We start from the raw sequence: 23,965 nt of genomic DNA, 5'->3' as shown, positions 1-23,965 counted from the left end.
CTCAGACCTCACCCTCCTCGATGACGGCGAAGCCGTCGCGACCCGCATCGGTCCAGGCCACCCACGGCGCCGAGTAGAAGTACTCCAGCGCCAAGGCTTCTCCGACGTCGGCGCACGTGGTTTGCAGCGCACCGAGTCGCTCCTCGAGCGATTCGAGCAGCACCCCCGGTCGCAGGAACTCCAACTCGCTGCGGGCCCGGCCCAGCAGACGCTGCGCCTCCGCCGTCGCCCCGACGCGATTCAGCCTGCGGTGGTGGAGTTCGTCGAGGCTGTGCTCGGCGAGCCGCAGCGAGTACATGATGGACCGGGGAAACAGCCGGTCGAGCATCATGAACTCGACCACCCGGGTGGCGTCGAGGACGCCGCGGTAGGTACGCAGGTAGGTGTCGTGGGCGCCCGCGGACCGCAGCACCGTCACCCACGCGGGTGAGGATGCGCTGTCGCCGACGCGGGACAGCAACAACCGCACGATCATGTCGACGCGTTCGATGGCGCGTCCCAGCACCATGAAGCGGTAGCCGTCGTCGCGGGAGAGCGTGGAGTCGGCCAAGCCGGCGAACTGGGCGGCGCGCCCCTCGACGTAGGACAGGAACTCGTGCGGCCCGAGGCGCTTGGCGGCGCGTTCCCGCTCGGGGAGCGCATTGTAGGTGGTGTTGAGGCACTCCCAGATCTCGGTCGACGTGACTTCCCTTGCGCCGCGGGCATTCTCGCGTGCAGCAGAGATCGAGTCGACGATCGAGCAGCCGCCGTGGCTATCTCGGCTGAACGCCACCAGGTCGGTCAGTGACCAGAGGTCGAGCGCCTCGTTCTCCGGCGCTTCGATGCCGAGCACGTTCAACAGCGTTCGCGACGCCTGGTCGGGGTCGACGCTGGAGTCCTCGAGCAGCTGGTGGACCGTGACGTCGAGGATGCGGGCAGTGTCGTCGGCGCGTTCGACGTAGCGGCCGATCCAGTAGAGCGATTCCGCGTTGCGGGCGAGCATCAGTTCACCGCCTGTTGCTGTTGCTGCTGCTGTTGCTGCTCTTCCTGGGGGCTGGTGGCCTGGGGCTGTTGCTGCTGCTGTGGCGAGCCGTCGCCGTTCTTCTCCGGTTTGGACCCCTTGCCCGTCTTCGGTAGGGCGCGCACCACCTCCGCCGCCGCGAGTTCACGGTCGGCCACCGACGTCCGCGACGCAAGCACCCAGGTGTCCTTCGAGCCGCCGCCCTGGCTGGAGTTCACCACCAGCGACCCCTCCGGTAGCGCCACCCGCGTGAGGCCGCCGGGCAACACCCAGACGTCGTCACCGTCGTTGACGGCGAACGGTCGGAGGTCGACGTGGCGTGGGGCGAGGTTGTCACCGATCTGGGTCGGCACCGTGGACAGCTGCACGACGGGCTGGGCGATCCAACCGCGCGGGTCGTTGCGGACCTTCTTGGTGATCGTCGCGAGTTCCTTCTCCGTGGCGCTCGGACCGAAGACGATGCCGTACCCGCCAGAACCCTCGACGGGTTTGATGACGAGTTCGTCGATCCGATCGAGCACCTCCTCCCGTTCGTCGTCGAGCCAGCAGCGGAACGTGTCCACGTTGGCCAACGCCAGCTTCTCGCCGAGGTAGTACTCGACGATCGTCGGGACGTAGCAGTAGACGAGCTTGTCGTCGCCGACCCCGTTGCCGATTGCGCTGGAGATGACCACGTTGCCGGCGCGGGCGGCGTTGAGGAGGCCCGCCACCCCGAGGACCGAGTCGGGCTTGAAGTGCATGGGGTCGAGGAACTCGTCGTCGATGCGCCGGTAGATGACGTCGACCTGCCGCTCACCCTCGGTGGTCCGCATGTACACGGTGTTGTCGCGGCAGAACAGATCGCGCCCCTCGACGAGTTCGACACCCATCTGGCGGGCCAGCAGCGAGTGCTCGAAGTAGGCCGAGTTGTAGACGCCGGGAGTGAGGACGACGACCGTGGGGTCGGCCTCGTTCGACGCCGCGGCCTTGCGCAACGCGAGCAGGAGGTGCGAGGCGTAGTCGCCGACCGCCCGTACGCGATGCGTGGCGAACAGGTTGGGGAACACCCGCGCCATGGTGCGGCGGTTCTCCATCACGTAGGACACCCCCGAGGGAGACCGCAGGTTGTCCTCGAGCACCCGGAAGGTGCCCTGGCCGTCACGCACCAGGTCGATGCCCGCCACGTGAATGCGCACCCCGTTGGGCGGGACGATCCCCGCCGCCTCGCGGTGGAAGTGCTCACAGGAGGTGATCAAGCGTCGGGGGATGACACCGTCGCGCAGGATCTCCTGCTCGCCGTAGATGTCGTCGAGGAACATCTCCAGCGCCTTGACCCGCTGCTTGATACCGCGCTCGAGCCGGGACCACTCGGCGGCCGAGATCACCCGCGGGACCAGGTCCAGGGGGAACGGACGCTCTTGGCCCGACAGCGAGAAGGTGATGCCTTGGTCGATGAACGCGCGTCCCAGCGCCTCGGATCGGGCCGCCAGTTCGGAGGCGTCCGACGGCGCGAGCTCGGCGAAGATGCCCTTGTAGGGGCCGCGGACGTTGCCCTGCGCGTCGAACATCTCGTCGAACGCCTTGGAATAGTCGCCGACGTTGTTGTACCCAACGAAGATGCCATCGTGACGTGTGGACGCGGACGCGGTCTTGCGCCCCGAACGGGCACCATCCGCAGGCAGGGTTCGAAGGCTCACGATGGACATGCTGCCCCAACCATTTCGTTTCGGCAGGCCAGGCCACGCCGCTTTGGGGATTTCCCTACCGCGCTGGTAACCTCATCCCTTGCTGCCCGCTGGCTCTCCTGCCGGGCGCCCGCAACACTTTGGTAAACCCAGCTGATATTCGCAAAGGAACTTACGCGTGGCCAACATCAAGTCGCAGCAGAAGCGCATTCTCACCAACGAGCGCGCGCGTCTGCGCAACCAGTCGGTGAAGTCCGCTCTCCGCACGGCTGTCCGCGGCTTCCGCGCGGCGATCGACGCCGGCGAGAAGGACAAGGCCGCCGAACTGCTGGCCACCACCAGCCGCAAGCTGGACAAGGCCGCCAGCAAGGGCGTCATCCACAAGAACCAGGCGGCGAACAAGAAGTCCGCGCTGGCGACTGCGCTCCACAAGCTCTGAGCTAGTGCCCCCCGGCCAGTTCGGCCACCTTCCGCACCGCTGATTCCAGCGCATAGTCGGGGTCGGCTGCTGCGCCCTTGACGTCGGCGTTCAACGCTGCCACCAGCCGCATCGCCTCGGCCACCGAGTCCCGCGACCAGCGCCTGGACTGCTTCTGCGCCTTCTGCACCCGCCACGGCGGCATGCCCAGTTCACCGGCCAGCCGGTACGGATCGCCCGACAGCGGACCCACCCGCGCGATGGCGTGCACCGCTTCGGCCAACGCATCGGCCAGCACGACGTGCGGTTCCCCGCCGATCATCGCCCAGCGCAGCGCCTCGGCCGCCCCCGCGACGTCACCCGTCACCGCCTTGTCGGCGATGTCGAAGCCCTTCACCTCCGCCTTTCCGCTGTGATAGCGGCGCACCGCCGCGGCATCGACCTCGCCGCCGGTATCGGCGACGAGCTGTGAGCAGGCGGCGGCGAGTTCGCGGATGTCGGAGCCCACGGCGTCGAGCACCGCGGTGACCGTGTCGTCTCCGACCTTGACCTTGAGGGTGCGAAATTCGCGGCGGACGAAGTCGGCCCGCTCACCGGCCTTGGTGATCTTCGCGCAGGGGTGCACCTCGGCGCCGAGCGTCTTCAACTGATCGGCTAGCGCCTTGGCGCGGCCCGCGCCGGAGTGCACGATGACGAGCACGGTGCCCGGTTGAAGGTCGGCGGCCGCGCCGGCAATGAGCGCCACGGCGTCCTTGCCCGCCTCGGCGGCCGCCTCGAGCACCACGACCCGTTCGTCGGCGAACAGTGAGGGGCTGAGCAGTTCGGCGAGTTCATTGGTGCTGACCTCACCGGCCCGCATGCGGTCGACGGGTACTTGCTGGGTACCGGCCTCCTTGCGAGCGGCGCGCAGCACGTCGGCGATGGCGCGGTCGACGAGGAGGTCTTCATCACCCAGCACCAGGTGCAGTTGGCTCACGCCCCGATGGTGTCACGCCGCACCGACGCGATTCACATCGTGCCCCGACAGCGACCACGCGATCAGACATGCCGCCGCCGCACCCACCATGACGCGTCCCCACCTCCAGCGCCACGACACCACCGCGGCCACGCAGGCGGTCGCGACGGTCACCACGCCAGGCCAGCCCGACGGCACCGTGACGACCGCACCGGGGACTGCCGACGTCCAGTGCGCGACCCTGCCCAGCCACCACAGTTCCGGCCCCGTGAACCGGATCATCAGCTCCGCCGCGGCGGGCCACGGCACCGTCAGCGCGGCCGCCGCGGTACCGATCACGGTGATCGGCGGAATGACCATGGCAACAGCCAGATTCGCGAGGACCGACACCATGCTGACCTGGCCCGAGATCCCCGCGACGAGCGGTGCCGTGACGAGCTGGGCCGCCATCGCGACGCTCACCCCGGCCGCCAGCGGTTCCGGCCAGCCGCGATCGACGAGTCGACGCGACCACACCGGCGCGATGACGACCAACGCGGCGGTGGCCGATACCGACAACGCGAACCCGAGGTCGACGGCGAGTTCGGGGGCCACGACCAGGAGCACGAGAACGCACGCCGACAACGCGGGGATCGCTTGTCGCCGCCGCCGCGAGACCACCGCGAAGAGGGCGATCGCACCCATCACCGCAGCGCGCAGCACACTCGCCGACGGCTCCACCACCACGACGAAGGCCGCCAGTGCCACGGCTGCCAACGCGACGGCCATCCGCGGACCGGCCAGCCCCGCCGCCAGCAGCACCGCGCCGCACACGATCGTCACGTTGGCCCCCGACACGGCCGTCAGGTGCGTCAACCCCGCCGCCCGGAACTCGCCGACCGCGTCGTTGCTCAGAGCGGACGTGTCCCCCAGCACCAGGGCGGGCAACATCGCCGCCTGGTCGGCGGGCAGCACCGACCGTGCCGCGACGGCGAAGTCGGACCGCACCCCGGCCGCTGCGCGTTGGATCGCGCTCGCCGTCCCCAGTGTCGGCCTGCCGGCGGCGATCAACACCGCCACCGACAGATCGCGCCGCGTCGGCCGCGAGATCCCCGCCAGGAAGGCCACCGGCCGACCCGCCGTCAGACCCTCGTAGTCGGTGGCCGACGCGAACACCACGACGCGACCACCGGTCTGTTGACCATCGAGCCAGGACAACGTGCCGCGGAACATCATTCGGGTGGCGCCGAGGGACCGGGGCGACTCGCTGGGTACGACGACGACCAGCGCCGTCGTGCCGTACCGCGAGGCGACGGGGTGGTGCCGCACGTCGTCCACCCGGAGGGCCACGGCCGCGGCGAACGATGCCCCGACCACCCCGACGGCAAGCACGGCCGGCCACGTGGCGACGACGACCGTCGAGCGGCAACGCAGTCGCCACCCGAGCACCGCCGCTGCGAATACCGCGACCATCGCCACCGCCACGGACACCGACGGACTCCACACGATGCCCGCCGCGGTGACCGCCCAACTGGTCAGTGCGGCGGGCACCAGACGCACGTCGGGCGTGGTGGTGACAGACGGGTTCGTCGTCACACCCTGACCAGCGCACGCAACTTCTCCAGCCGGGCCGGGCCGATACCGTCGACCTCACCGAGTTGATCCACGCCCGCGAACCGCCCATTGGCGTCCCGCCACGCGATGATCGCCGCGGCGGTGACGGGACCAACGCCCGGCAGGGTGTCGAGCTGGTCGAGGGTCGCCGTGTTCAGATCCACCAAACCGTCTGGGGCGGAGGGCTTCTCGCCGGGCACGGCCGAGGCCGGCGCCGCCTCGGGCGGTGAGGTGACGGAACTGCCCATGGCCGGCGGCGCACCGGGCGGCGACGACAGACCGACGACGATCTGCTCCCCGTCACCGAGTCGCCGGGCCATGTTGATGCCGACCAGATCGGCACCGTCCAGCGGACCGCCGGCAGCGGTCAGCGCATCCGCGATGCGGGCACCCGCCCCGAGGGTCACCAGACCGGGTTGGTGCACCAGGCCGACCACGCTGACGACGACCTGCCCGTTCGCCGGCTCGCCCGTCGGTGCGGCTGGCTGTGTCGACGAAATCATCTGCACCGGAGGAAACTTCGCCGAGGTGACCGCGGGACCGTCGTCCCGCATCAGCGTGAATACCGTGACCAGCACAGCGACCACCCCGACGACCCCGAGTCCGACGACCCCGGCTCGACCCGGGTCGGCGCGCACCGTCGCGAGCCAACCGGCCGCCCCACCCCCCGTGGTCTCCGGCAGCCATCGTGACAGCGAGGTGTCGGACTCCTCGCCGTCGGCGGAGGCCTCGGAGGCAGTCTCGTCGGAGGTTCGTGGTCCGGCCAGGCGGCGCTCTGCCCTGTCGACCGGTCGTTCGGTACGCATGCCGTGACGGTAGGCGGGGCGGTGGACACCACCGGCGCTTCCCACGGCCATCGGTCATGGGCTGTGGATGAAAGTCGCTCTGTGGATGAACGTGTCTAACCCCACCCGGCTTCGCGCCAGCACACCCAGTCGATTTCGACCAGCGCACCGACGGCGAGGCCCGTCACCCCGACACACGTCCGCGATGGCAGCCGTTCCGGAAACCATGCGGCGTAGGCGACGTTGAAGGCGTCGTAGTCGGCCCAGTCCATCAGGTACGCACGCACCGAGACGACGTCGGCCAGCCCTCCCCCGCACAGCTCGGTGACGCGAGAGAGGTTGTGCAGCACCTGATCCGTCTGCGCGTCCACGTCGGCACCGACCACCGCGCCGTCCACCCCGGTGGGCATCTGCCCGGTGACGTACAGCGTCTGGCCCGCCGCGGTGGCGTGGACGAACGGCGCGACGCCCGGCGGCACACCGTCCGCCGGGCTGAACGTAAAGGCGCGGATGCCGGTCACGCGACGAGTGGCCAACTCGGGAAGCACCGCTTGTCGATGCGACCGTGGACACCCTGACGTTGGTCGACGACCTGGGTGACCGTGAAGTCGACGGCCACCGACATGAACGAGTACGCATCCTTGCGCGACAGGCCGAAACTGCGCTCGAGGACGCCGAGGGTCCGCAGCGCCGCTGCCTTCATCGCCGCGTCGAGGGTGTCGCCGAAACCGTGTACCAACAGCTCCGTCGCCGTCTCGAGCACCGGGACGGTGAACGGCAGATCGCGTCGAATGGTCAAGCGCAGCAACCCGTTCAGGGACGCTTCCAACGCCGTGCCGCTGATCTCCCCGTCGCCCTGCGAGACGTGCGGGTCCCCCACCGACAGCAGTCCCCCGGGAACCTGGACCGGGTAGTACATGCGCCCGCCCGCGCCGATGCGCCAATTGTCGACGTTGCCGCCGTGATCCCCCGGCGGCACCGACGACACCCGCTGCGGTTCGCGAGGAGCCACCCCCATGGTCCCGAAGTGCGGGCGCAGCGGGATGACGACGCCTGCCAGCGCAGGTTCGCGCGTCGCGGGATCCGGAGCGACGATGGTCCCGGGTTGATCGGCCAGCGGTGTCACCGTCCAGTCGTAGCCGAAGAGTGCGCGGCCAGTGAGGGCATGGGCGTCGAACTCGTAGACCGTGACTCGTTCGCCCGGCACCGCGTCGTAGAGGTGGCCCCAGTGCGCGGCCAGGTTGGATCCGTAGGGCAGCCGTGGAACCGCCTCGAGGATGTCCACCTGCAGGACGTCACCCGGTCGGGCACCTTCCACGGCGATTGGCCCGGTGAGCAGGTGTGGTCCTGGCCCGCGGTCGGTGACCTCATCGAAGACGGCGGCGATGCCGGGGTCCATGAGGAGGTCGGGGGCGTCGCCCGCGTGGTGGGTCAGCGTCTCGAGCTGCACGAGATCCCCCGAGGCGACGGTGATCACCGGCTCGAGTCTGGGATCGAAGAAACCCCAGTGCACCGTCGACGGCGTGGCGGGGAGGAAGTGGTGCATCCGGCGATCATGCCAGCGGACGAGCGGGTCGGCGCGGCGACGGACTGGAGGATTTGGCCCGCCGGGTGCACACATGGCGAATAGTGTCTGCCCCATGACCTCACCGATCACCGACCGACCCCTCCGCGTCATCCAGTGGACCACCGGCAACATCGGCAGGCGTTCGCTTCACGCCATCATCGGACGTGACGACATGGAGTTGGTCGGGGTGTACGCCCACGGCGCGGACAAGGTCGGGGTCGACGCCGCGGAACTGGCCGGCTGGCCGACGCCCACCGGGGTGACCGCGACCGATGACATCGAGGCGCTAATCGCGTTGCGGCCCGACGCGTGCTGCTACAACCCGCTGTGGCCGAACGTCGACGAGCTCACCAGGTTGCTCGAAGCGGGCGTGAACGTCTGCTCCAGCGCCGCGTGGATCACCGGCGGAAAGCAGACGCCCGAAGACCTCGACCGGATCCGAAAGGCCTGTGCGACAGGGAAGTCCACGATCTTCGGCAGCGGAGCACATCCCGGCATGACGAACATGGTCGGCATGGTGCTCTCCGGCGCCTGCGAGAACGTCGACGAGATCCGGATCACCGAGTCGGTGGACTGTTCCACCTACGAGTCGGCGGGCACCCAGTCGGCGATGGGGTTCGGTCGGGATCCGAACACGCCCGATCTCGCCGAGAGCGTCCGTCGCGAGAGCGAGGTGTTCGCCGAGTCGGCAGCCATGATGGCCGACGCGATCGGCGCCACGCTGGACAGGCTGACGTTCGACGTCGAGTTCACGGCCGCCACGGGTGACACCGACCTCGGCTTCATGCAGATTCCCACCGACACCGTCGCAGGCGTCTTCGGCTATCACCGCGGGTGGGTCGGCGAGAAGAACGTCGTCAGTGTGGGTTTCAACTGGACCATGGGTAACCACGTCACGCCGCCGAAGCCGCTGGAACACGGCCACGTCATCCAGGTGTTTGGCACACCCAACATGCGGACCGTGCTGCACTGCCTGCCGCCCCGCGACTGGCAGGAGCCCGGCTTCATGGGCCTCGGCATGATCTACACCGCGATGCCGGTGACCAATGCCGTACCCGCCGTGGTGGCCGCGTCGCCCGGCATCGTCACTCTGAAGGACCTACCGCCGGTCACCGGACGCGCGCGGCGAGGGTAGCGACACCCGGTCCGTCGAGGTCGGCCAGCGCGTTCGGACGGCCCGCCATGATCATCAGCAGCGCCTCACCGGTGCCTCGCACCTCGGGTCCGCTTCCGTGCGACCAGTCGAGGTCGGTGGCGACGAGCCGCACCCCGCGGGCGCGCCAGGCACCGCGGATGGTCGGCGCGTAGCGCACGAAGTCCAGTGCGACACGGAGACGTTCGGGCGGGATCGACCGCACCAAACCCAACGGCCGTCGGATGTCCTGGTGATGAATCATGTTGTCGGTGAGGGCGATCCGCCCGCCAAAGCCGGCGGTCAGGCCATGCGGCTCGGTATGGTCGCGGAAGAGCGCGATGACCTGTTCGGTCGAGCGGTCCGCGAGATCCTCGACGGCGATCGCGTTGATCCGGTCGGTCCGCAGGCGGCCCCTCACGAAGCGTGACGTCAGCTCCCGCGGCGTCAGGCCCTCGAAGCTCACGCAATGCGCAGCGGCGTCGCGCACCGACCATCCCGCACACAGCGACGGGCTGGCCCACTGTTCGGAGGTGAGGTCCGCGAGCAGGTCGGCGAAGTCCCGCCGTTCCGCGCGCACCAGGTCGACGTACGACACGGGTCTCCTCAGTCGGCCACGGTCACGCACACCCCGACGGACCCGCCGCCGACGTGCACCGAGAGCACCGGGCCCATGTCGGTGATGGACGGCGAATCAACCTGGGGCAGGCGCGCCGTCAGCGCTTCGGCCACCTCGACCGCCCCCTCGTGATTGTCGACGTGGTGGACGGCCAGCGTCGCCGGATGCTCACCGACGACGTCGGCGACCGCCTCCACCAGCGCCGCCCGCGCCTTGGTGACCGTGCGGATGCGCTGGGACAACACCAGCCGTCCGTCGACGTCCAGGCAGAGCAACGGCTTGAGCGACAGCGCCGTGCCCAACCACGAAGCGGCGGTGCCGATTCGGCCGCTGCGCCGCAGATTGTCGAGCCGGTGCACGACGATGAAGGCGTGGCCGCGGGGCACCATCGCCCTCGCTGCCGCCTCGACCGCGTCGAGGTCGTCACCGGCGGCGGCCGCGCGGGCCGCAGCCATCGCCACGAACCCCACCCCGGCCGCGGCCGATCGCGAGTTCACCACGCGCACCGCCGGTCCGAACTCCCGGGCCGCCCCGACCGCCGAGCTGAAGGTGCTCGACAGCGCAGCGGACAGGTGTACGGCGACCACCCCGTCGCCACCGCTGTCGGCCAGTGCCTTGCGATAGCTCTCGGCGAGGTCGACGGGTGCGGCTCCCGCGGTGGTGACGTGTGCGTGCGCATGGACGTCACGGGGCACGGCGTCGACGCCGTCCCGCAGATCGGTGCCATCGATCAGGACGTGCAGTGGCACCTGCCGAATCCCCAACTCTTGCAACTCTTCTGAATCCAGACGTGCCGACGAATCGGTCACCACGATGACGGCCATCCTCAGCCGCCGGTGCCCACGGCGGTCACTCCCGCCTCGGCGAGCCCCTTCACCATCAGGTCGGCCACGGCGCGGTGGGCCTCGAAGTTCCAGTGGATGCCGTCGGGGTTCCCGCGCCCGCTCAGCACCTGATCGGCGACCGCTGCCTTGAGGTCGACGATCGGCACGTCGTGCTCGCGTCCCCAGTCGGTGATCGCGGCCACCGTGCCATCGCGCCACCGATGCGACCTACCGTAGGTGTCCGCGACGTGGACCGACGGGATGCACGCCACGAAGGGAATGCCGGGACGGTTGAAATCGATTGCCGCGCGGGTCTGTTCGAGGTAGTAAGCACTCAAGTGGGGCGGCAGGGCGGGTCGGGCGATCGGTGACAACCTGGGCTGCAACCAGCCGTATCCGTCCCGTGCCCAGCGCCGAAGGAGCGGGGGCCGCACGTAGCGGATCAGTTCCCGCACGGCGGTGGGCAGCGGCGAGGGCAGGGAGTCCATCCCGCAGGTCGCGAACACCACCGCGCCCGCTCGAGGCAGCGCAGCCCACGCGCGAGGGTCCTGAATCGCCGCCCACCAGACGTCGCGGCACGTCCACCCGATTCGTCCGATCAGCTCGACGTCCCAATCCAATTGCGAGGCAACGATGTTCGGCCATATTCTGGGGTCATCGGCAGGCAACCCGCCGGCCGGGCCGTAGTAGGAGAGCGAGTCGCAGAAGACGAGCAGGGTCCGGCGGGCTGGAGCGGAGTGACTCGGGGGATCATCGAGGCGGGGCTCGCTAGAGGACATCGTTGGCGACCTGAGCCGAGGCGTTCCACACGTCGAGGCGCCAGTTGACGTCCTCGGGCGCCGCTTCGTCCGCCGAATGCCCGGACAGCTGCACCCAGCTGGCGTTCCCCATCCCTCCCAGCACGGGCCAGTTGTCCACCGGCAAGCCCAGCAGTGCGGCGGTCAGCGCCGCGATCAGCCCGCCGTGAGCCACCAGGACGACCGGCCGATCCGATGCGTCCCCCGCGCCGTCCGAGCCCCAATCGCCCAGCTGGTCGAGCAGTTCGGCGACCAGCGGCATGCTGCGCTCGGCCACGTCGACCCGGCTCTCCCCGCCGTGCGGTGCCCACCGGGCGTCGTCGCGCCACGCGAGCCGTGCACCGGGTGCGGTGGCGTCCACGTCGAGATGCGTGAGGCCCTGCCAGTCGCCGAGATGCGTTTCGCGAAGCCGGATGTCGACCGATACGGGGACGCCGCTGCGCTCGGCGAGCGCGGTCGCAGTGTCGAGGGCGCGACGCAGATCAGAGGACACGATCACCAGCGGGTACCGCTTGGCCAGTACCTCGGCGGCGGCAGCGGCCTGCTCCCGGCCGAGATCGCTGAGGTCGGTGTCGAGCTGGCCCTGCATCCGGCTGCCGGCGTTGTATTCCGTCTGACCGTGCCGCAGCAGCACCAGGCGGCGGACCCTCACTGCGCTTCACCGTCCTTTTCTCTTCGCGCAAGCGGCTCATCGGCGAGATCGACGGGGACGAGGGGACAGTCCCGCCACAACCGGTCGAGGGCGTAGAAGTTGCGTTCGTCCTGATGCTGGATGTGCGCCACGACGTCCACGTAGTCGAGCAGCACCCAGCGCCCCTCGCGGGTGCCCTCACGGCGGGCGGGCTTGTACCCCGCGAGCCGCATCTTCTCCTCGACCTCGTCGACGATGGCGTTGACCTGTCGGTCGTTGGACGCCGACGCGACGACGAAGCAGTCGGTGATGACGAGTTGCTCCGAGACGTCGATGACGACGACGTCGTCGGCGAGCTTGTCGGACGCGGCCCTGGCGGCGATCGTCGCCATGGCGACGGCTTCTTCGGAGGCGGTCATGATCGAGAATCCCCTGTCGCAAGAACGGTCGCGGGATACAAACCCCGCTTGGTGACGTACTGCACGACGCCATCGGGCACCAGGTACCAGATGGGTCTGCCCTCTTCGGCCCGCTGGCGGCAGTCGCTCGACGAAATGGCCAGCGCTGGGACCTCGACGAGCTTCAGCGCATCCGTGGGCAGCTCGTTCATCGCCGCCTGGATGTGTTCGCCGTCCAGTTCGTAGCCGGGCCGGCTCACGCCGACGAAGTTGGCCATGGAGAAGAGGTCCTCCCAGTTCTGCCAGGACAGAATCGACCCGAGGGCATCTGCGCCGGTGATGAAGTACAGGTCGGCGTCGGGGTTGAGCGCCCCGAGGTCGCGCAGGGTGTCCTTGGTGTAGGTGGGGCCGCCGCGATCGATGTCGACGCGGCTCACCGAGAAGCGCGGATTGGCCGCGGTCGCGATGACGGTCATCAGATATCGGTCCTCGGCGGCGGTGACGGCGCGGGCGCGCTTCTGCCAGGGCTGGCCGGTGGGCACGAACACGACTTCGTCGAGATCGAACAGGGCGGCCACCTCACTGGCGGCGACCAGGTGACCGTGATGGATGGGATCGAACGTCCCGCCCATCACCCCCAGCCTGCGTCTCGTCACGAATAGGCAGCTTACGGGAGCGGCCAGCAGCGCTGCCGCTCAGCGACCAACGCTCGAACGTGCGGATTCATCCGGCCCCACCGGCGTGTCTCGTATGACACCGCACAGTCGGCGGCGGCGGAGAGGCGGCCTAGACGGGCAGCAGCTGATCGATCACCGAGGCCAGCTGCTTGGCCGACCGGCACTCGTGCATCGTGATCACGTCTTCGTACCGTGGTACCGCCGAGTCGCCGCTGCCCCACAGGTGCTTGGGCTCGGGATTGAGCCAGTGCGCATGGCGGCTGGCGGTCACCATGTGGGTGAGCAGGTCCACTTCCGGGTTGCGGTAGTTGTTGCGCCCGTCGCCGAGCACCAGCAGCGAGCTTCGCGGCGACAGCACGCTGGGGTACTTCTCCAGGAACGACACGAACGCGTGCCCGTAGTCCGAGTGGCCGTCGCGGGTGTACACGCCGGCCTCCCTGGTGATGCGCTGCACGGCGACGGCCAGGTCGGAGTCCGGCCCGAACAACTCGGTCACCTCGTCGGTGGTGTCGATGAAGGCGAAGACGCGAACCCGACTGAACTGCTGGCGCAGGGCGTGCACCAGCAGCAGCGTGAAGTGGCTGAACCCGGCCACCGACCCCGACACGTCGCAGAGCACGACGAGTTCCGGGCGGGCGGGATGCGGTTTCTTCAGCACGACGTCGATCGGCACGCCGCCGGTGGACATCGACTTGCGCAGCGTCTTTCGCAGGTCGATCTCACCGGCTCGAGAACGCCTGCGGCGGGCGGCCAGCCGCGAGGCGAGCGTCCTGGCCAGTGGGGCGACCACGCGGCGCATCTGACGAAGCTGGTCGCCTGAGGCACGGAGGAACTCCACGTTCTCGGCGAGCTGCGGGATGCCGTAGGTCTGGACGTGTTCGCGCCCGAGCTGCTCGGCGGTGCGGCGCTTGGTCTCCGCCTCCACCATCTGCCGCAGCTGGGCGATGCGCTTGGCGGCGATCGCCTTGGCGATCTGCTCCTGGGTGGGCGTGGGCTCCTCGCCATAGGGTGCCAGCAGCCCGGCCAGCAGCTTGCCCTCCAATTCGTCGAGGGCCATCGCCTTGAGCGCCTGATAGGACGAATACGACGGTCCGCGGCTGGAGCTGTACTTGCCGAACGCTTCGACGATCTGGGTGATCATCGCGGCCAGCCGAGCGTCCATGTTGGCCATGCCCTCGTTGTTCGAGAGCATTTCCACCAGAGCGGCCCGCAGCCCCTCGACGTCCTGGCTCGGCAGCCCGTCGGTCTCGCCGTTGGAGTCTGTGTCGCCGTCGTCGTCGGACACCACCGTGCGCGCACCGAGGGCCGCAGGGAACCACAGGTCGAACATCGCGTCATAGGTGCTGCGGTGGTCCGGACGCCGCAGCACCGCACACGCCAGACCCTCGCGCAGCACCTCGCGGTCACCGAGACCCAGGACGGTCATCACCCGTCCGGCATCGACGGTCTCAGACGGTCCCACGGCGATCCCCACACTGCGCAGGGCTTCGACGAACTCCACCAGGTGTCCGGGAATGCCATGCGGCGCAAGGGGTTGCGGCGGGCGCGTGCGACGGACGGCCATCAGTTGAGCCTCAGCTCCCCGCTGGCCTTCACCTGATCGGACTGATGTTTGAGCACGACCCCGAGGGTGGCCGCGATCATCTCGTCGTCGATGGTGTCCATGCCGAGCGCCAACACCGTGCGACCCCAGTCGATGGTCTCCGCCACCGAGGGCACCTTCTTGAGTTGCATGTCACGCAGCACTCCGATGACCCGAACCAGCTCCTCCGCCAGTTTCTCCGGGAGCTCCGGAACGCGGGACAGCAGGATGCGCCGCTCCAGCTCCGGGTCGGGAAAGTCGATGTGCAGGAACAGGCAACGACGCTTCAGCGCCTCGGACAGCTCGCGCGTCGCGTTGGACGTCAGCAGCACGAACGGCTTTCGCGTCGCGGTGATGGTGCCCAATTCCGGCACGGTGACGGCGAAGTCGGACAGCACCTCGAGCAACAGGCCCTCGATCTCGATGTCGGCCTTGTCGGTCTCGTCGATCAGGAGCACGGTCGGCTCGGTACGGCGGATTGCCGTCAGAAGCGGCCGCGACAGCAGGAACTCCTCGCTGAACACGTCCATCTTGGTCTGATCCCAGTCGCTCGACCCAGACTGGATCCGCAGGATCTGCTTGGCGTGGTTCCACTCGTAGAGCGCCCTCGCCTCATCGACGCCCTCGTAACACTGGAGTCGCACCAGACCGGAACCCGTGCACTGCGCGACGGCGCGCGCCAACTCGGTCTTGCCGACACCGGCCGGACCTTCGACGAGCAGGGGCTTGCCCAGCCGGTCGGCGAGGAAGACGGCTGTGGCCGTGGCGGTATCGGGCAGATAACCGGTCTCGGCAAGCCGCTTGGCGACATCGTCGATGTCGGTGAAGAGCGGCGTCGGCTGGGCGGGGGCACTCACGCGAGGTGTTCTCCTGTCAGGAAGGACGGGTGTGGCCGTCACCCCACACGATCCATTTGGTCGAGGTCAACTCCGGCAGGCCCATCGGTCCGCGGGCGTGCAGCTTCTGGGTGGAGATGCCGATCTCGGCGCCGAAGCCGAACTGCTCGCCGTCGGTGAACGCCGTCGAGGCGTTGACCATCACCGCGGCGGCGTCGACCCGTTCGCTGAACCGTTGCGCGGCAGCGAGTTCGGTCGTGACGATGGCCTCGGTGTGACCGGTGCCGTACTCGTTGACGTGCTCGACGGCCGCATCCACACCGTCGACGATCGCCACCGCGATGTCCATCGACAGGAACTCGGCGCGCAACTCCTCTTCGCTGGGGTCGAGGTGCACGGTGACGCCCGCCGTCTCGAGTGCGCCGACCAACCTCGGCAACGCCACGTCGGCGATCCCGGAGTCGATCAGCAGCGTCTCGGCGGAGTTGCACACGCTGGGGCGACGGGTCTTGGAGTTCAACAGGATTCGCTCGGCGGTGTCGAGATCCGCCGCAGCGTGCACGTAGACGTGGCAGTTGCCGACACCGGTCTCGATGGTGGGCACCGTGGCATCGCGCACGACCGCGTCGATGAGCCCGGCTCCCCCGCGCGGGATGACGACGTCGACCAGACCGCGGGCCTGGATGAGGTGCGTGACGCTGGCCCGGTCCGCGCTGGGCAGCAGCTGTACGGCGTCCTCCACCAGGCCTTCACCGAGCAGGGCGGCCCGCAGTGCGACCACCAAGGCGTGGTTGGACCTGGCGGCCGACGAACTCCCGCGCAGCAGCACCGCGTTACCGGACTTCAGCGTCAGCCCGAAGGCATCGACGGTGACGTTGGGACGGCCCTCGTAGACCATGCCGACGACGCCGAGCGGCACGCGCTGCTGCCGGATCTGCAAACCATTGGGCAGGGTGCGGCCGCGGAGTACTTCGCCGATCGGGTCGGGGAGCCCGGCGACCTGCCGCAGACCCGCCGCGATGCCGTCGATGCGCTGGGGGTTGAGGGCCAGCCGATCCAGGAGGGCCTCGGGAGTGCCTGTCGCACGCGCGGCGTCGAGGTCTGCGACGTTGGCGGCAAGCACGTCGTGGGCGTGGGCCAGCACGGCGTCGGCGGCGGCGTGTAGCGCCCGGTTCTTGGTCTCGGTGTTCAGCGACCCGAGGCTGCGCGCGGCGACGCGGGCCCGACGGGCCGCGTCGTGGACCTGTTGGCGCAGATCGGTCTGGGGAGGAGCCTCGACGCTCATTAGTGCAGCTTATCGAGGTATCCCGCGAACGGCCCGGTTGGGGTTACGGTAGCGGCGTGGCGAGGGTATGCGTGATCGGAAGCGTGAACCTCGACCAGTCGTTCGCCGTGGCCAGGCTGCCACAGCCGGGCGAGACGGTACTGGCCTCCTCGTCGTCGTCGTCTCCCGGCGGCAAGGGCGGCAATCAGGCCGTCGCCGCCGCCCGGGCGGGCGCCTCGGTTCAACTCGTCGCGGCGCTGGGCGATGACGCCGCGGCGTCGAGATTGCGCTCCCACCTTCACGACAACGACGTTGGGCTGGACGGCACGGTGACGGTGCCGGGACCGAGCGGGGCGGCGGCGATAGTCGTGGATGCCACGGCGGAGAACGTCATCGTGGTGGCACCGGGAGCCAATGAGCACCTGTCCATGGCGTCGGCTGCGGCCAGGCGCGTGGTGTCCAGCGCCGAGGTGGTGTTGCTGCAGTTGGAGATCCCCATGGCGACGGTGCTGGCGGGCGCTCGCCTGGCTCGGGACGCAGGGGCCCTCGTGATCGTGAACGCGTCACCGTCGGGCGCCGACCCCGCGGCGCTCGCCGCCCTGGCCCAGGTGGTCGACGTCGTCGTGGTCAACGACGTCGAGGCCGCGCAATGGCGTTGGCCGGTCGAACATCTCGTCGTCACCCGGGGAGCGGCCGGCGCCCGGTACCAGGCCGGCGAGATCAGCCTGGATGTTCCCGCTCCCCCCGTCGAGGCCGTCGACACCACCGGCGCGGGTGACGTCTTCGCCGGAGTCCTTGCGGCCGAGTGGCTTTCCGGTCCGCAACGCGCACTGCGACGCGCGTGTGCGGCGGGCGCCCTGGCCACCCTGACGACCGGCGCCGGGGATTGTGCCCCAACGGCCGAAGCCATCGACGACGTACTCGACGACGACCAGGGAGACCCATGACCACCGCTGCGCACGCCCCCCGTCCACCCGACGGAGACTGGCTGGGCACGCCCTTCCTGAGATTCGAACGCGAGGGACCGTTCGCCGTGGTCACCCTCGACCGGCCCGAGGCACGCAACGCGATGACGCCCGCCATGTACTTCGGTATCCGCTACGCCGTCACCCACGTCGAGGCCGACGACGACCTCGCCGGGCTGCTGATCACGGGTACCGGTGACGTCTTCGCCCCCGGTGGCGATCTGGGTGGTGGTGACGGCGTGGACGACTGGATGAGCTTCGGCGCCGCGCTGTCGATGGACGTAACACCGTTCGAAACCCTGCGTCAGTCAGTCAAACCGGTGGTGTCGGCCGTCAACGGGCTCTGCTAGGGCGGCGGCTTGCAGATCGCGATGTGCAGCGACATGGCCGTCGTCAGCGATCGCGCGACGTTCCGGGTGCCCGAGCTGTACCGCGGCATCGCCGACACCTACTACAGCCAGATGTTGGCGCGGATCATTGGGCCGGTCCGGACCAGGGACCTGATGTTCACCGGGCGCACGCTGTCCGCGCAGGAGGCCGTCGACTGGGGCATGGTGGGCCGGCTGGTGCCCCACGACGATCTCGCCGCGGCCGCCCGCGAGGTGTTGACCCAGTGCTGCCGCACCGCACCGCGTGCCCGCTCGGTGGTGAAGTCGAGCCTGGACAATTACCTGGGCCTGTTCGACCGGATCGGCATGAAGGCCAGCTACAGCGGCGACGAGGCCAGGGAGGGCTTCCTCGCGTTCAAGGGCAGGCGCTCACCCGAGTGGGTGCATCCGGCTCTCCGGGTCGACGGCCGGCTCTAACGGCTGAGGTCGAGCTGCCCGGCGGCGTCACCGGCGGCGAGGGCCTTCAAGAACATCGTCACGTAGTCGGGAAAGCGGGGCCCCGATCGCCGCCCGAGCGGGTCCGACGTCACCTGCTGACCCCACCGACCGCGAAAGCCCGTCTCGCCGCCATCGGACGGCCACCAGACCTGGGTCGCCCGGTCGACGATGAAGTCGTACCGGCGGCCGTTCACGCTCAGGTTCTGTCGTGCAGCCCAGTCGTGCACGTCGCCACCACCGTCGGCGATGGCCAGACCGGCGGGCCGTATCGTCTTGCCGTCCCCCGCCGCGGGCGCCACGTCGGGCTCGGCGCCGTCCCCCGTGGCGACCCCGTCGAAGCCAGATGGTTCCGGAATCAGACCTTCGACGGCGGCGCTGACCACCCCGGCGACGAGGCCCCAGGGCCCCAGTGACCAACCGGCGACGATCTTGGCGATGAAGGCGCCCGCGTCCTCGGCGAAGTCACTGTCGGCGTCGGGCGTCACACTCGCCGTGTCGTAAAGGCCGCAGTGAGTGGGCCGTTCGCCGTTCTGAAACGGTTCCAAGATATGGCTGCCGGGTGTCGTGTAGAGGCCGTGCGATCCACGGGCGACGTAGAGCCGAGGGTGCTCGCCGACGACTTCCGGCTGGCCCGCGGTCATCCCTGTCTCGGGTCGCCAACCCTCCACCTTCATCACCGTGAGGCCGTCGGCGTCGAACTCGTAGGGCCGGTAGGTCCACGTCCCGTTGATCAGCACCGGACTGGGCCGGGCTCCCGTATGTCCGAAGAACCGCGGCATGGCGGACGGAAGTTTGCCGTCACCGTCGAGCAGGATCGCTATGCACTGCCAGTCGCCGGCCCGACACAACGCCTCCGTTGCCTCGACATTCTGGCAGGACACCACGTTCAGCGACTGCTCGTGGGCGGGGAAGAAGAGGTAGTAGCAGAGCAGGATCGGATTCTTGAACCGCGCGAGGACCTTGCCGAGGTCGGGTGCGTTGACTCGGGCGGCGAGCCGAACCAACCTGTCGGGGTCGAAAACCTCTGCGTGATACCAGAATCGACTGGCCGCCAGTTCCAGGTCGGCCGAGTACCGGGCCGCAATCTCGTTTCTGTCGGCGTAGACGTCGGCACTCGACGTCGTGACGTCGGGTTCGTGCTGGCCGTTCTTGTCCTTCCACCCACCCAATTCGAGGAAGCGTTGATCACGCTCGCCATCGAGAAGGAACGACGGTGTGCTCAGGCGTGCGCCGGGCTCGCCGTCGGTGGCGGCCAGGCCCGGGCCCGCCAGCGGCGCGCGGGGGAACGGGTCACCGGGGTTGCCGCCCCAGTTCTCCTTGTCGTCGAACGCCGATTGCGATGACCACAGCGCGGCGTGCTCGACGAATCGTTTGGCGTCCACCGGAAAGAAGGGCTCGTCGGGATGACAGAACAACACGGGCTCGAAGCGACGAATCAACGCCTCCGTGGGATCCACCGGAGATTCCGGCGTGATCACGCTCAGGGGAGCGACTTTCACCTCGAGCACGACAGCCGCGGCGTTCTCGGCGGCGTTCCACGTCCACCCGACTCCTGACAGGGCAGTGGCTGAGTCCTGGGTCTGCAGCGTCGCTCCCTTGCCCAGGAACTGGTTCGGTGTCTGTTCGTCGATCTCGGTGAAGCCGACACCCGGAGTCACCGGTCGCAGTGGATCGTTGAAGAGATCGAGCATGATGCCGCCAACGGTGAAGTTCCGCAAAGGATCTGCGGACGGAGCGAGGCTGGCGGTCAACGCCGTGGCGGTCGTGGTAGCGGTGTTGCTCTGGGCAACGGCCGTGGCTCCGTCGGCGCCGGTCGTATCGACGTCGTCGTACTCGAACACCGACCAGGCACACAGATCCTGTGTCTGGCCGCCGAAGTCGATGAGGACCTGCCCGGCTGACGGAGCCGGCGCCATGGCTCGGAAGCAGGTCAGACGCCGGTTGTCGCCACCACCGGTAGTGACGGTCCTGACCACGGTCCACGTCAGGCCGTTGCCGCTCACCGTCGGCGCGATCGCCAACCCACCTGGGTTTCCCGGTCTGGTGTTCGCGACGAAGAGCAGCACCAGGGTATTTGCGCCCGGCTGGACGATCGCCGTCTGGTACAGGCTGCCGTCACCGATGGAGTTGCCGGCCGTGAGCTTCCTACGTGCCACGGTTCTCCGTCCCGCGGACCTTGGTCGTGACGTGCTGATTCCGGTTCCGCTTCTCCACGGTCTTCGTCAGATTCTCGATCATGTCGCTGAACTGGTCGTCGCAGTACATCGGCGGCACCTGGTCGGCGATGGTCTTGAGGCATGGCTCGCCCAGAAGGGCGATGACGTCGGGATTCTGGAGTGGATCCAGCCCGGCGAGCTGCAGGAAGGAGATCAGATCGGCCAGGATGGGAACGATGTCTGCAAGGGTGCCGGCCGACCAGAGTCGCCGGTAGTCATCTGCGACCGATCGCCAGCGATCTCGCGTTTGATCACCGTGGTTGAGGCCATCGCGAAGGATGCCGTCGACCGCTCGTACGAGCATCTGGCGCAGCCGTATCTCACAGTCCCGATGCTCGTCGAGGACCTCGCCGAAGGCGTGACTCCATTCCGCCCAGCAGGTCTTCACGCTGTCGTCCACGGGGCGGCCGGTGAACTCTTGGTCGACCCGATGGGGATCGATTCGCCAGACCTTCACGTCGTCGATTCGGCCGGCCAGCCCGAAAGTGGGCGTGCTGGTGAAGTTGCCGATCGTCACGGCGGTGGTCGTATTGATCGGCCACAGGGGCCTGCTGAGTCGAGCTACGGTCTGACCGTCGACGTACAGCTCCATCGTGGACACGCCATCGTGGAGGAACCCGAGCGTCATCCATCGCCCGGTGGGCACTTCGAACGTCGGATCGAAGGCGTTGAAGTGCGTCCAGATCTCGGCGTAGTGAGGATACGAGCTGAAGCGCGCACCGAAGCCGTCACCACGAAGCGAGAACGTGAACGAGTCGGCGTCGATCATCACGTCGGTACCCCCGGCGACGTCGCGGATGCATACCACCTCGGCGCGAACGGCCCTCAGCGGATTCCAGGCCTTCGTGGCACGTACGCGAATCATGCTGGTGCGCTGGAGGTTGATTGCTCCGGAGCCCGGCTGTGCACCATCGCTCAGGAAGTCGGCGTCGGGCACGTTCACGGCTACCCCGTGACTGCCGCGGCCGGGTGACTGGTCGAAGACGACGCCCGGCGTGCCGACGTAGGCGTGATGGAGGATGAGTTCCCACGGGTCGGCCATGAGTGCCCCGATTCCAGGTTGGCACGCTCGGGAAATGACGCTACGCCGGTTGGTGACGGTTGACCATGCCGGGCGCAGCCCCGATCAGCCTTCCGGTATGTTGCGCTCGATCTCCTCGAGCCACACCCGCGCCGACATGTCCGACGGCGCGCGCCAGTCACCGCGCGGTGAGAGTGCCCCGCCCGCTGACACCTTGGGTCCGTTCGGCAGCGCGGAACGCTTGAACTGGCTGAACGAGTAGAAGCGCTGCACGAAGACCTGGAGCCAGTGCCGGATCTCGCTCAGGGTGTACTCCGGTCGCTTGTCCACCGGGTAACCCGCCGGCCACTCACCCGCCTCTGCGTCGTGCCAAGCGTGCCACGCCAGGAAGGCGACCTTCGACGGCCGATACCCCCAACGGAGCATCTGAAACAGTGAGAAGTCCTGCAGCACATAGGGTCCCACCTTGGCCTCGCTGCTCTGGATCTCCTCGTCCTCCCCGGCGGGTACCAGTTCCGGGGTGATCTCGGTGTCGACCACCGACTGCAGCACGGTGTTGACGTCGTCGGAGAACTCGCCGGAGGCGATCACCCAGCGAATCAGGTGCTGAATCAACGTCTTCGGCACTCCGCCGTTGACGTTGTAGTGCGACATCTGGTCACCGACGCCGTACGTCGACCAGCCGAGCGCGAGCTCGGACAGGTCTCCGGTGCCGAGCACGATGCCGCCGCGCTGATTGGCCAGCCGGAACAGGTAGTCGGTCCGCAGGCCGGCCTGGACGTTCTCGAACGTGACGTCGTAGACCTCCTCACCGCGCGCGAACGGATGGTCCATCTCGGTGAGCATCAGTGCTGCCGTGTCACGGATGTCGATCTCGGCGAACGTCACGCCGAGCGCCGCGCCGAGCGCGACCGCATTGCCCTTGGTGCGGTCCCCGGTGGCGAAGCCGGGCAACGTGAACGCCAGGATGTCACTGCGCGGACGACCCTCGCGGTCCATCGCCCGGGCCGCGACGATCAGCGCGTGGGTTGAATCGAGCCCACCGGACACGCCGATGACGATCTTGGGATAGTTCAGCGCGCGAAGTCGCTGTTCCAGTCCGGACACCTGAATGCTGTAGGCCTCGTAGCAATCCTGTTGCAGCCGAGCGGGATCGGACGGTACGAAGGGAAGACGTTCGACCGTGCGCCGCAGCCCGATGTCACCCGCTGGTGGGTCGACGACGAACTCGACCTGACGAAAGCGGTCGGTGAGAGCGTGGTGGTGGCGGCGGTTGTCGTCGAACGTGCCCATGCGCAACCGCTCGGCGCGGAGGAGTTCGGTGTCCACGTCGGCGACCGACTTGCGTTCACCCTTCGGGAACCGTTCGGACTCGGCGAGCAGCACGCCGTTCTCGTAGATCATCGTCTGGCCATCCCAGGCCAGGTCGGTGGTCGACTCGCCCTCCCCCGCGGCGGCGTAGACGTAGGCTGCCAGGCACCGCGACGACGCCGACTGCGCTAGGAGCTTGCGGTCGTCGGCCCGCCCGATGGTAATGGGGCTGCCGGAGAGGTTCGCCAACACGGTCGCACCGGCCAGCGCGGCTTCGGCGCTGGGCGGCAGGGGAACCCACATGTCCTCGCAGATCTCGACGTGCAGCACGAAACCGGGCAGATCGGTCGCCGTGAACAGCAGGTCGGGTCCGAACGGTGCCTCGCTACCGCCGACGCGGATGACGCCGCCCTGATCGTCGCCGGGCGCGACCTGGCGCCGTTCGTAGAACTCGCGATAGGTCGGAAGGTAGGACTTCGGCGCCACCCCGAGAACTGTGCCGCGGTGAATCACGACCGCGGTGTTGTAGATCCGGTGGCGATGCCGCAGGGGCGCGCCGACCACCAGCACCGGCAGCAGGTCGGCCGACGCCGACACCAACCCGTCGATGGCCTCCTCGACGGCGTCCAGCAGGGTGTCCTGCAGGAGGATGTCCTCGATCGAGTACCCGCACAGCGTCAGCTCGGGAAAGACCGCCAGGGCGACACCCTCGTCATGGCATTCGCGCGCCAGCCGCAGCACCGACTCGGCGTTCGCTTGCGGGTCGGCGAGTGTCGTGTGATGGGTGCAGGCGGCCACCCGCACGAAGTCGTGCCGATAGGCCGAATAGAAGTCCACGGGGTCATCATTCCAAAGCAGGTGACGCACGAGCCCGTTTGGTGGT

22 protein-coding genes and 1 pseudogene are annotated in these 23,965 nt (G+C 68.6%); 4 read left to right on the top strand and 19 right to left on the bottom strand.

Going from position 1 to position 23,965, the window contains the following annotated elements; translation table 11 throughout:
- Nucleotide 1: 1 nt before the first annotated feature.
- Nucleotides 2-982: an alpha-E domain-containing protein gene (locus QUE68_RS09715; protein WP_284225816.1), complete on the bottom strand. Its 981-nt coding sequence runs from the start codon at nt 980-982 to the stop codon at nt 2-4.
- The gene (locus QUE68_RS09710; protein ID WP_286275531.1) at nt 982-2,685 is read right to left on the bottom strand and encodes a circularly permuted type 2 ATP-grasp protein; all 1,704 of its coding nucleotides are present in this window, start codon (nt 2,683-2,685) and stop codon (nt 982-984) included. Before QUE68_RS09710 ends, QUE68_RS09715 begins: the two co-directional genes overlap by 1 nt.
- 157 nt (nt 2,686-2,842) lie before the next feature.
- Between QUE68_RS09710 and rpsT the strand changes: the two genes are divergently transcribed.
- Entirely contained in the window at nt 2,843-3,103 is a 261-nt protein-coding gene (rpsT, locus tag QUE68_RS09705; RefSeq protein WP_284225814.1) for a 30S ribosomal protein S20, read from the top strand.
- Nucleotide 3,104: 1 nt separating this feature from the next.
- Here rpsT and holA read toward each other — a convergent pair whose 3' ends face one another.
- The 5 genes from holA to QUE68_RS09680 form a co-directional block, all read right to left on the bottom strand.
- A complete protein-coding gene (holA, locus tag QUE68_RS09700) occupies nt 3,105-4,058 on the bottom strand; it encodes a DNA polymerase III subunit delta (RefSeq protein WP_286275530.1) in 954 nt (317 codons plus the stop codon).
- Between the two features lie 12 nt (nt 4,059-4,070).
- Nucleotides 4,071-5,612 (bottom strand): ComEC/Rec2 family competence protein, encoded by a 1,542-nt coding sequence (locus QUE68_RS09695; RefSeq protein ID WP_286275529.1) that lies wholly within the window; start codon nt 5,610-5,612, stop codon nt 4,071-4,073.
- A complete protein-coding gene (locus QUE68_RS09690; protein WP_286275528.1) occupies nt 5,609-6,436 on the bottom strand; it encodes a ComEA family DNA-binding protein in 828 nt (275 codons plus the stop codon). The genes QUE68_RS09695 and QUE68_RS09690 overlap by 4 nt, the downstream gene beginning before the upstream one ends.
- A 95-nt stretch (nt 6,437-6,531) precedes the next feature.
- The gene (locus QUE68_RS09685; protein ID WP_286275527.1) at nt 6,532-6,936 is read right to left on the bottom strand and encodes a RidA family protein; all 405 of its coding nucleotides are present in this window, start codon (nt 6,934-6,936) and stop codon (nt 6,532-6,534) included.
- A complete protein-coding gene (locus tag QUE68_RS09680) occupies nt 6,933-7,961 on the bottom strand; it encodes an acetamidase/formamidase family protein (protein ID WP_286275526.1) in 1,029 nt (342 codons plus the stop codon). Before QUE68_RS09680 ends, QUE68_RS09685 begins: the two co-directional genes overlap by 4 nt.
- Nucleotides 7,962-8,055: 94 nt before the next feature.
- On the opposite strand from QUE68_RS09680, the gene QUE68_RS09675 reads away from it, so the two are divergent.
- The gene (locus QUE68_RS09675; protein WP_286275525.1) at nt 8,056-9,117 is read left to right on the top strand and encodes an NAD(P)H-dependent amine dehydrogenase family protein; all 1,062 of its coding nucleotides are present in this window, start codon (nt 8,056-8,058) and stop codon (nt 9,115-9,117) included.
- On the opposite strand, the gene QUE68_RS09670 is transcribed toward QUE68_RS09675, so the two are convergent.
- From QUE68_RS09670 to QUE68_RS09630, 9 genes are all read right to left on the bottom strand, one after another.
- On the bottom strand, nt 9,092-9,712 hold the full coding sequence (locus QUE68_RS09670) for a maleylpyruvate isomerase family mycothiol-dependent enzyme (protein WP_286275524.1): 621 nt from the start codon (nt 9,710-9,712) through the stop codon (nt 9,092-9,094). The genes QUE68_RS09675 and QUE68_RS09670 overlap by 26 nt on opposite strands.
- An 8-nt stretch (nt 9,713-9,720) precedes the next feature.
- Nucleotides 9,721-10,557, bottom strand: a complete 837-nt coding sequence (locus QUE68_RS09665) for a DegV family protein (protein ID WP_286275523.1) — start codon at nt 10,555-10,557, stop codon at nt 9,721-9,723.
- A gap of 2 nt (nt 10,558-10,559) precedes the next feature.
- Nucleotides 10,560-11,336, bottom strand: a complete 777-nt coding sequence (gene octT, locus QUE68_RS09660; protein WP_286275522.1) for a diglucosylglycerate octanoyltransferase — start codon at nt 11,334-11,336, stop codon at nt 10,560-10,562.
- Complete coding sequence (gene gpgP / locus QUE68_RS09655) at nt 11,326-12,006, bottom strand: glucosyl-3-phosphoglycerate phosphatase (RefSeq protein WP_286275521.1); 681 nt, start codon at nt 12,004-12,006, stop codon at nt 11,326-11,328. The genes octT and gpgP overlap by 11 nt, the downstream gene beginning before the upstream one ends.
- Complete coding sequence (rsfS, locus tag QUE68_RS09650) at nt 12,003-12,404, bottom strand: ribosome silencing factor (protein ID WP_286275520.1); 402 nt, start codon at nt 12,402-12,404, stop codon at nt 12,003-12,005. The genes gpgP and rsfS overlap by 4 nt, the downstream gene beginning before the upstream one ends.
- Nucleotides 12,401-13,015: a nicotinate-nucleotide adenylyltransferase gene (gene nadD / locus QUE68_RS09645; protein WP_286275786.1), complete on the bottom strand. Its 615-nt coding sequence runs from the start codon at nt 13,013-13,015 to the stop codon at nt 12,401-12,403. Before nadD ends, rsfS begins: the two co-directional genes overlap by 4 nt.
- Before the next feature lie 154 nt (nt 13,016-13,169).
- On the bottom strand, nt 13,170-14,624 hold the full coding sequence (locus tag QUE68_RS09640) for a vWA domain-containing protein (RefSeq protein WP_286275519.1): 1,455 nt from the start codon (nt 14,622-14,624) through the stop codon (nt 13,170-13,172).
- Nucleotides 14,624-15,499, bottom strand: coding sequence for an AAA family ATPase (locus QUE68_RS09635; protein ID WP_284225798.1), 876 nt, complete (start codon nt 15,497-15,499; stop codon nt 14,624-14,626). The genes QUE68_RS09640 and QUE68_RS09635 overlap by 1 nt, the downstream gene beginning before the upstream one ends.
- 16 nt (nt 15,500-15,515) lie before the next feature.
- Complete coding sequence (locus QUE68_RS09630; protein ID WP_284225796.1) at nt 15,516-16,763, bottom strand: glutamate-5-semialdehyde dehydrogenase; 1,248 nt, start codon at nt 16,761-16,763, stop codon at nt 15,516-15,518.
- Nucleotides 16,764-16,819: 56 nt separating this feature from the next.
- Between QUE68_RS09630 and QUE68_RS09625 the strand changes: the two genes are divergently transcribed.
- Both QUE68_RS09625 and QUE68_RS09620 read left to right on the top strand, forming a co-directional pair.
- Nucleotides 16,820-17,689 carry a ribokinase gene (locus tag QUE68_RS09625; protein ID WP_286275517.1) on the top strand — a complete coding sequence of 290 codons (870 nt, stop codon included), beginning with the start codon at nt 16,820-16,822 and terminating at the stop codon, nt 17,687-17,689.
- Nucleotides 17,686-18,513, top strand: a pseudogene (locus QUE68_RS09620) (enoyl-CoA hydratase/isomerase family protein). The gene QUE68_RS09625 and the pseudogene QUE68_RS09620 overlap by 4 nt, the downstream one beginning before the upstream one ends.
- On the opposite strand, the gene QUE68_RS09615 reads toward QUE68_RS09620, so the two are convergent.
- From QUE68_RS09615 to QUE68_RS09605, 3 genes are all read right to left on the bottom strand, one after another.
- The gene (locus QUE68_RS09615; RefSeq protein ID WP_286275515.1) at nt 18,510-20,690 is read right to left on the bottom strand and encodes a hypothetical protein; all 2,181 of its coding nucleotides are present in this window, start codon (nt 20,688-20,690) and stop codon (nt 18,510-18,512) included. The pseudogene QUE68_RS09620 and the gene QUE68_RS09615 sit on opposite strands and share 4 nt — an antisense overlap.
- Nucleotides 20,680-21,792, bottom strand: coding sequence for a LamG-like jellyroll fold domain-containing protein (locus QUE68_RS09610; RefSeq protein ID WP_286275514.1), 1,113 nt, complete (start codon nt 21,790-21,792; stop codon nt 20,680-20,682). The genes QUE68_RS09615 and QUE68_RS09610 overlap by 11 nt, the downstream gene beginning before the upstream one ends.
- An 84-nt stretch (nt 21,793-21,876) precedes the next feature.
- On the bottom strand, nt 21,877-23,919 hold the full coding sequence (locus QUE68_RS09605) for an NAD(+) synthase (RefSeq protein WP_284225787.1): 2,043 nt from the start codon (nt 23,917-23,919) through the stop codon (nt 21,877-21,879).
- Nucleotides 23,920-23,965: the final 46 nt, after the last annotated feature.

The organism is Mycolicibacterium sp. TUM20985, from assembly GCF_030295745.1.
Lineage (GTDB): Bacteria > Actinomycetota > Actinomycetes > Mycobacteriales > Mycobacteriaceae > Mycobacterium.
This window is presented reverse-complemented; position numbering and strand designations above follow the sequence as displayed.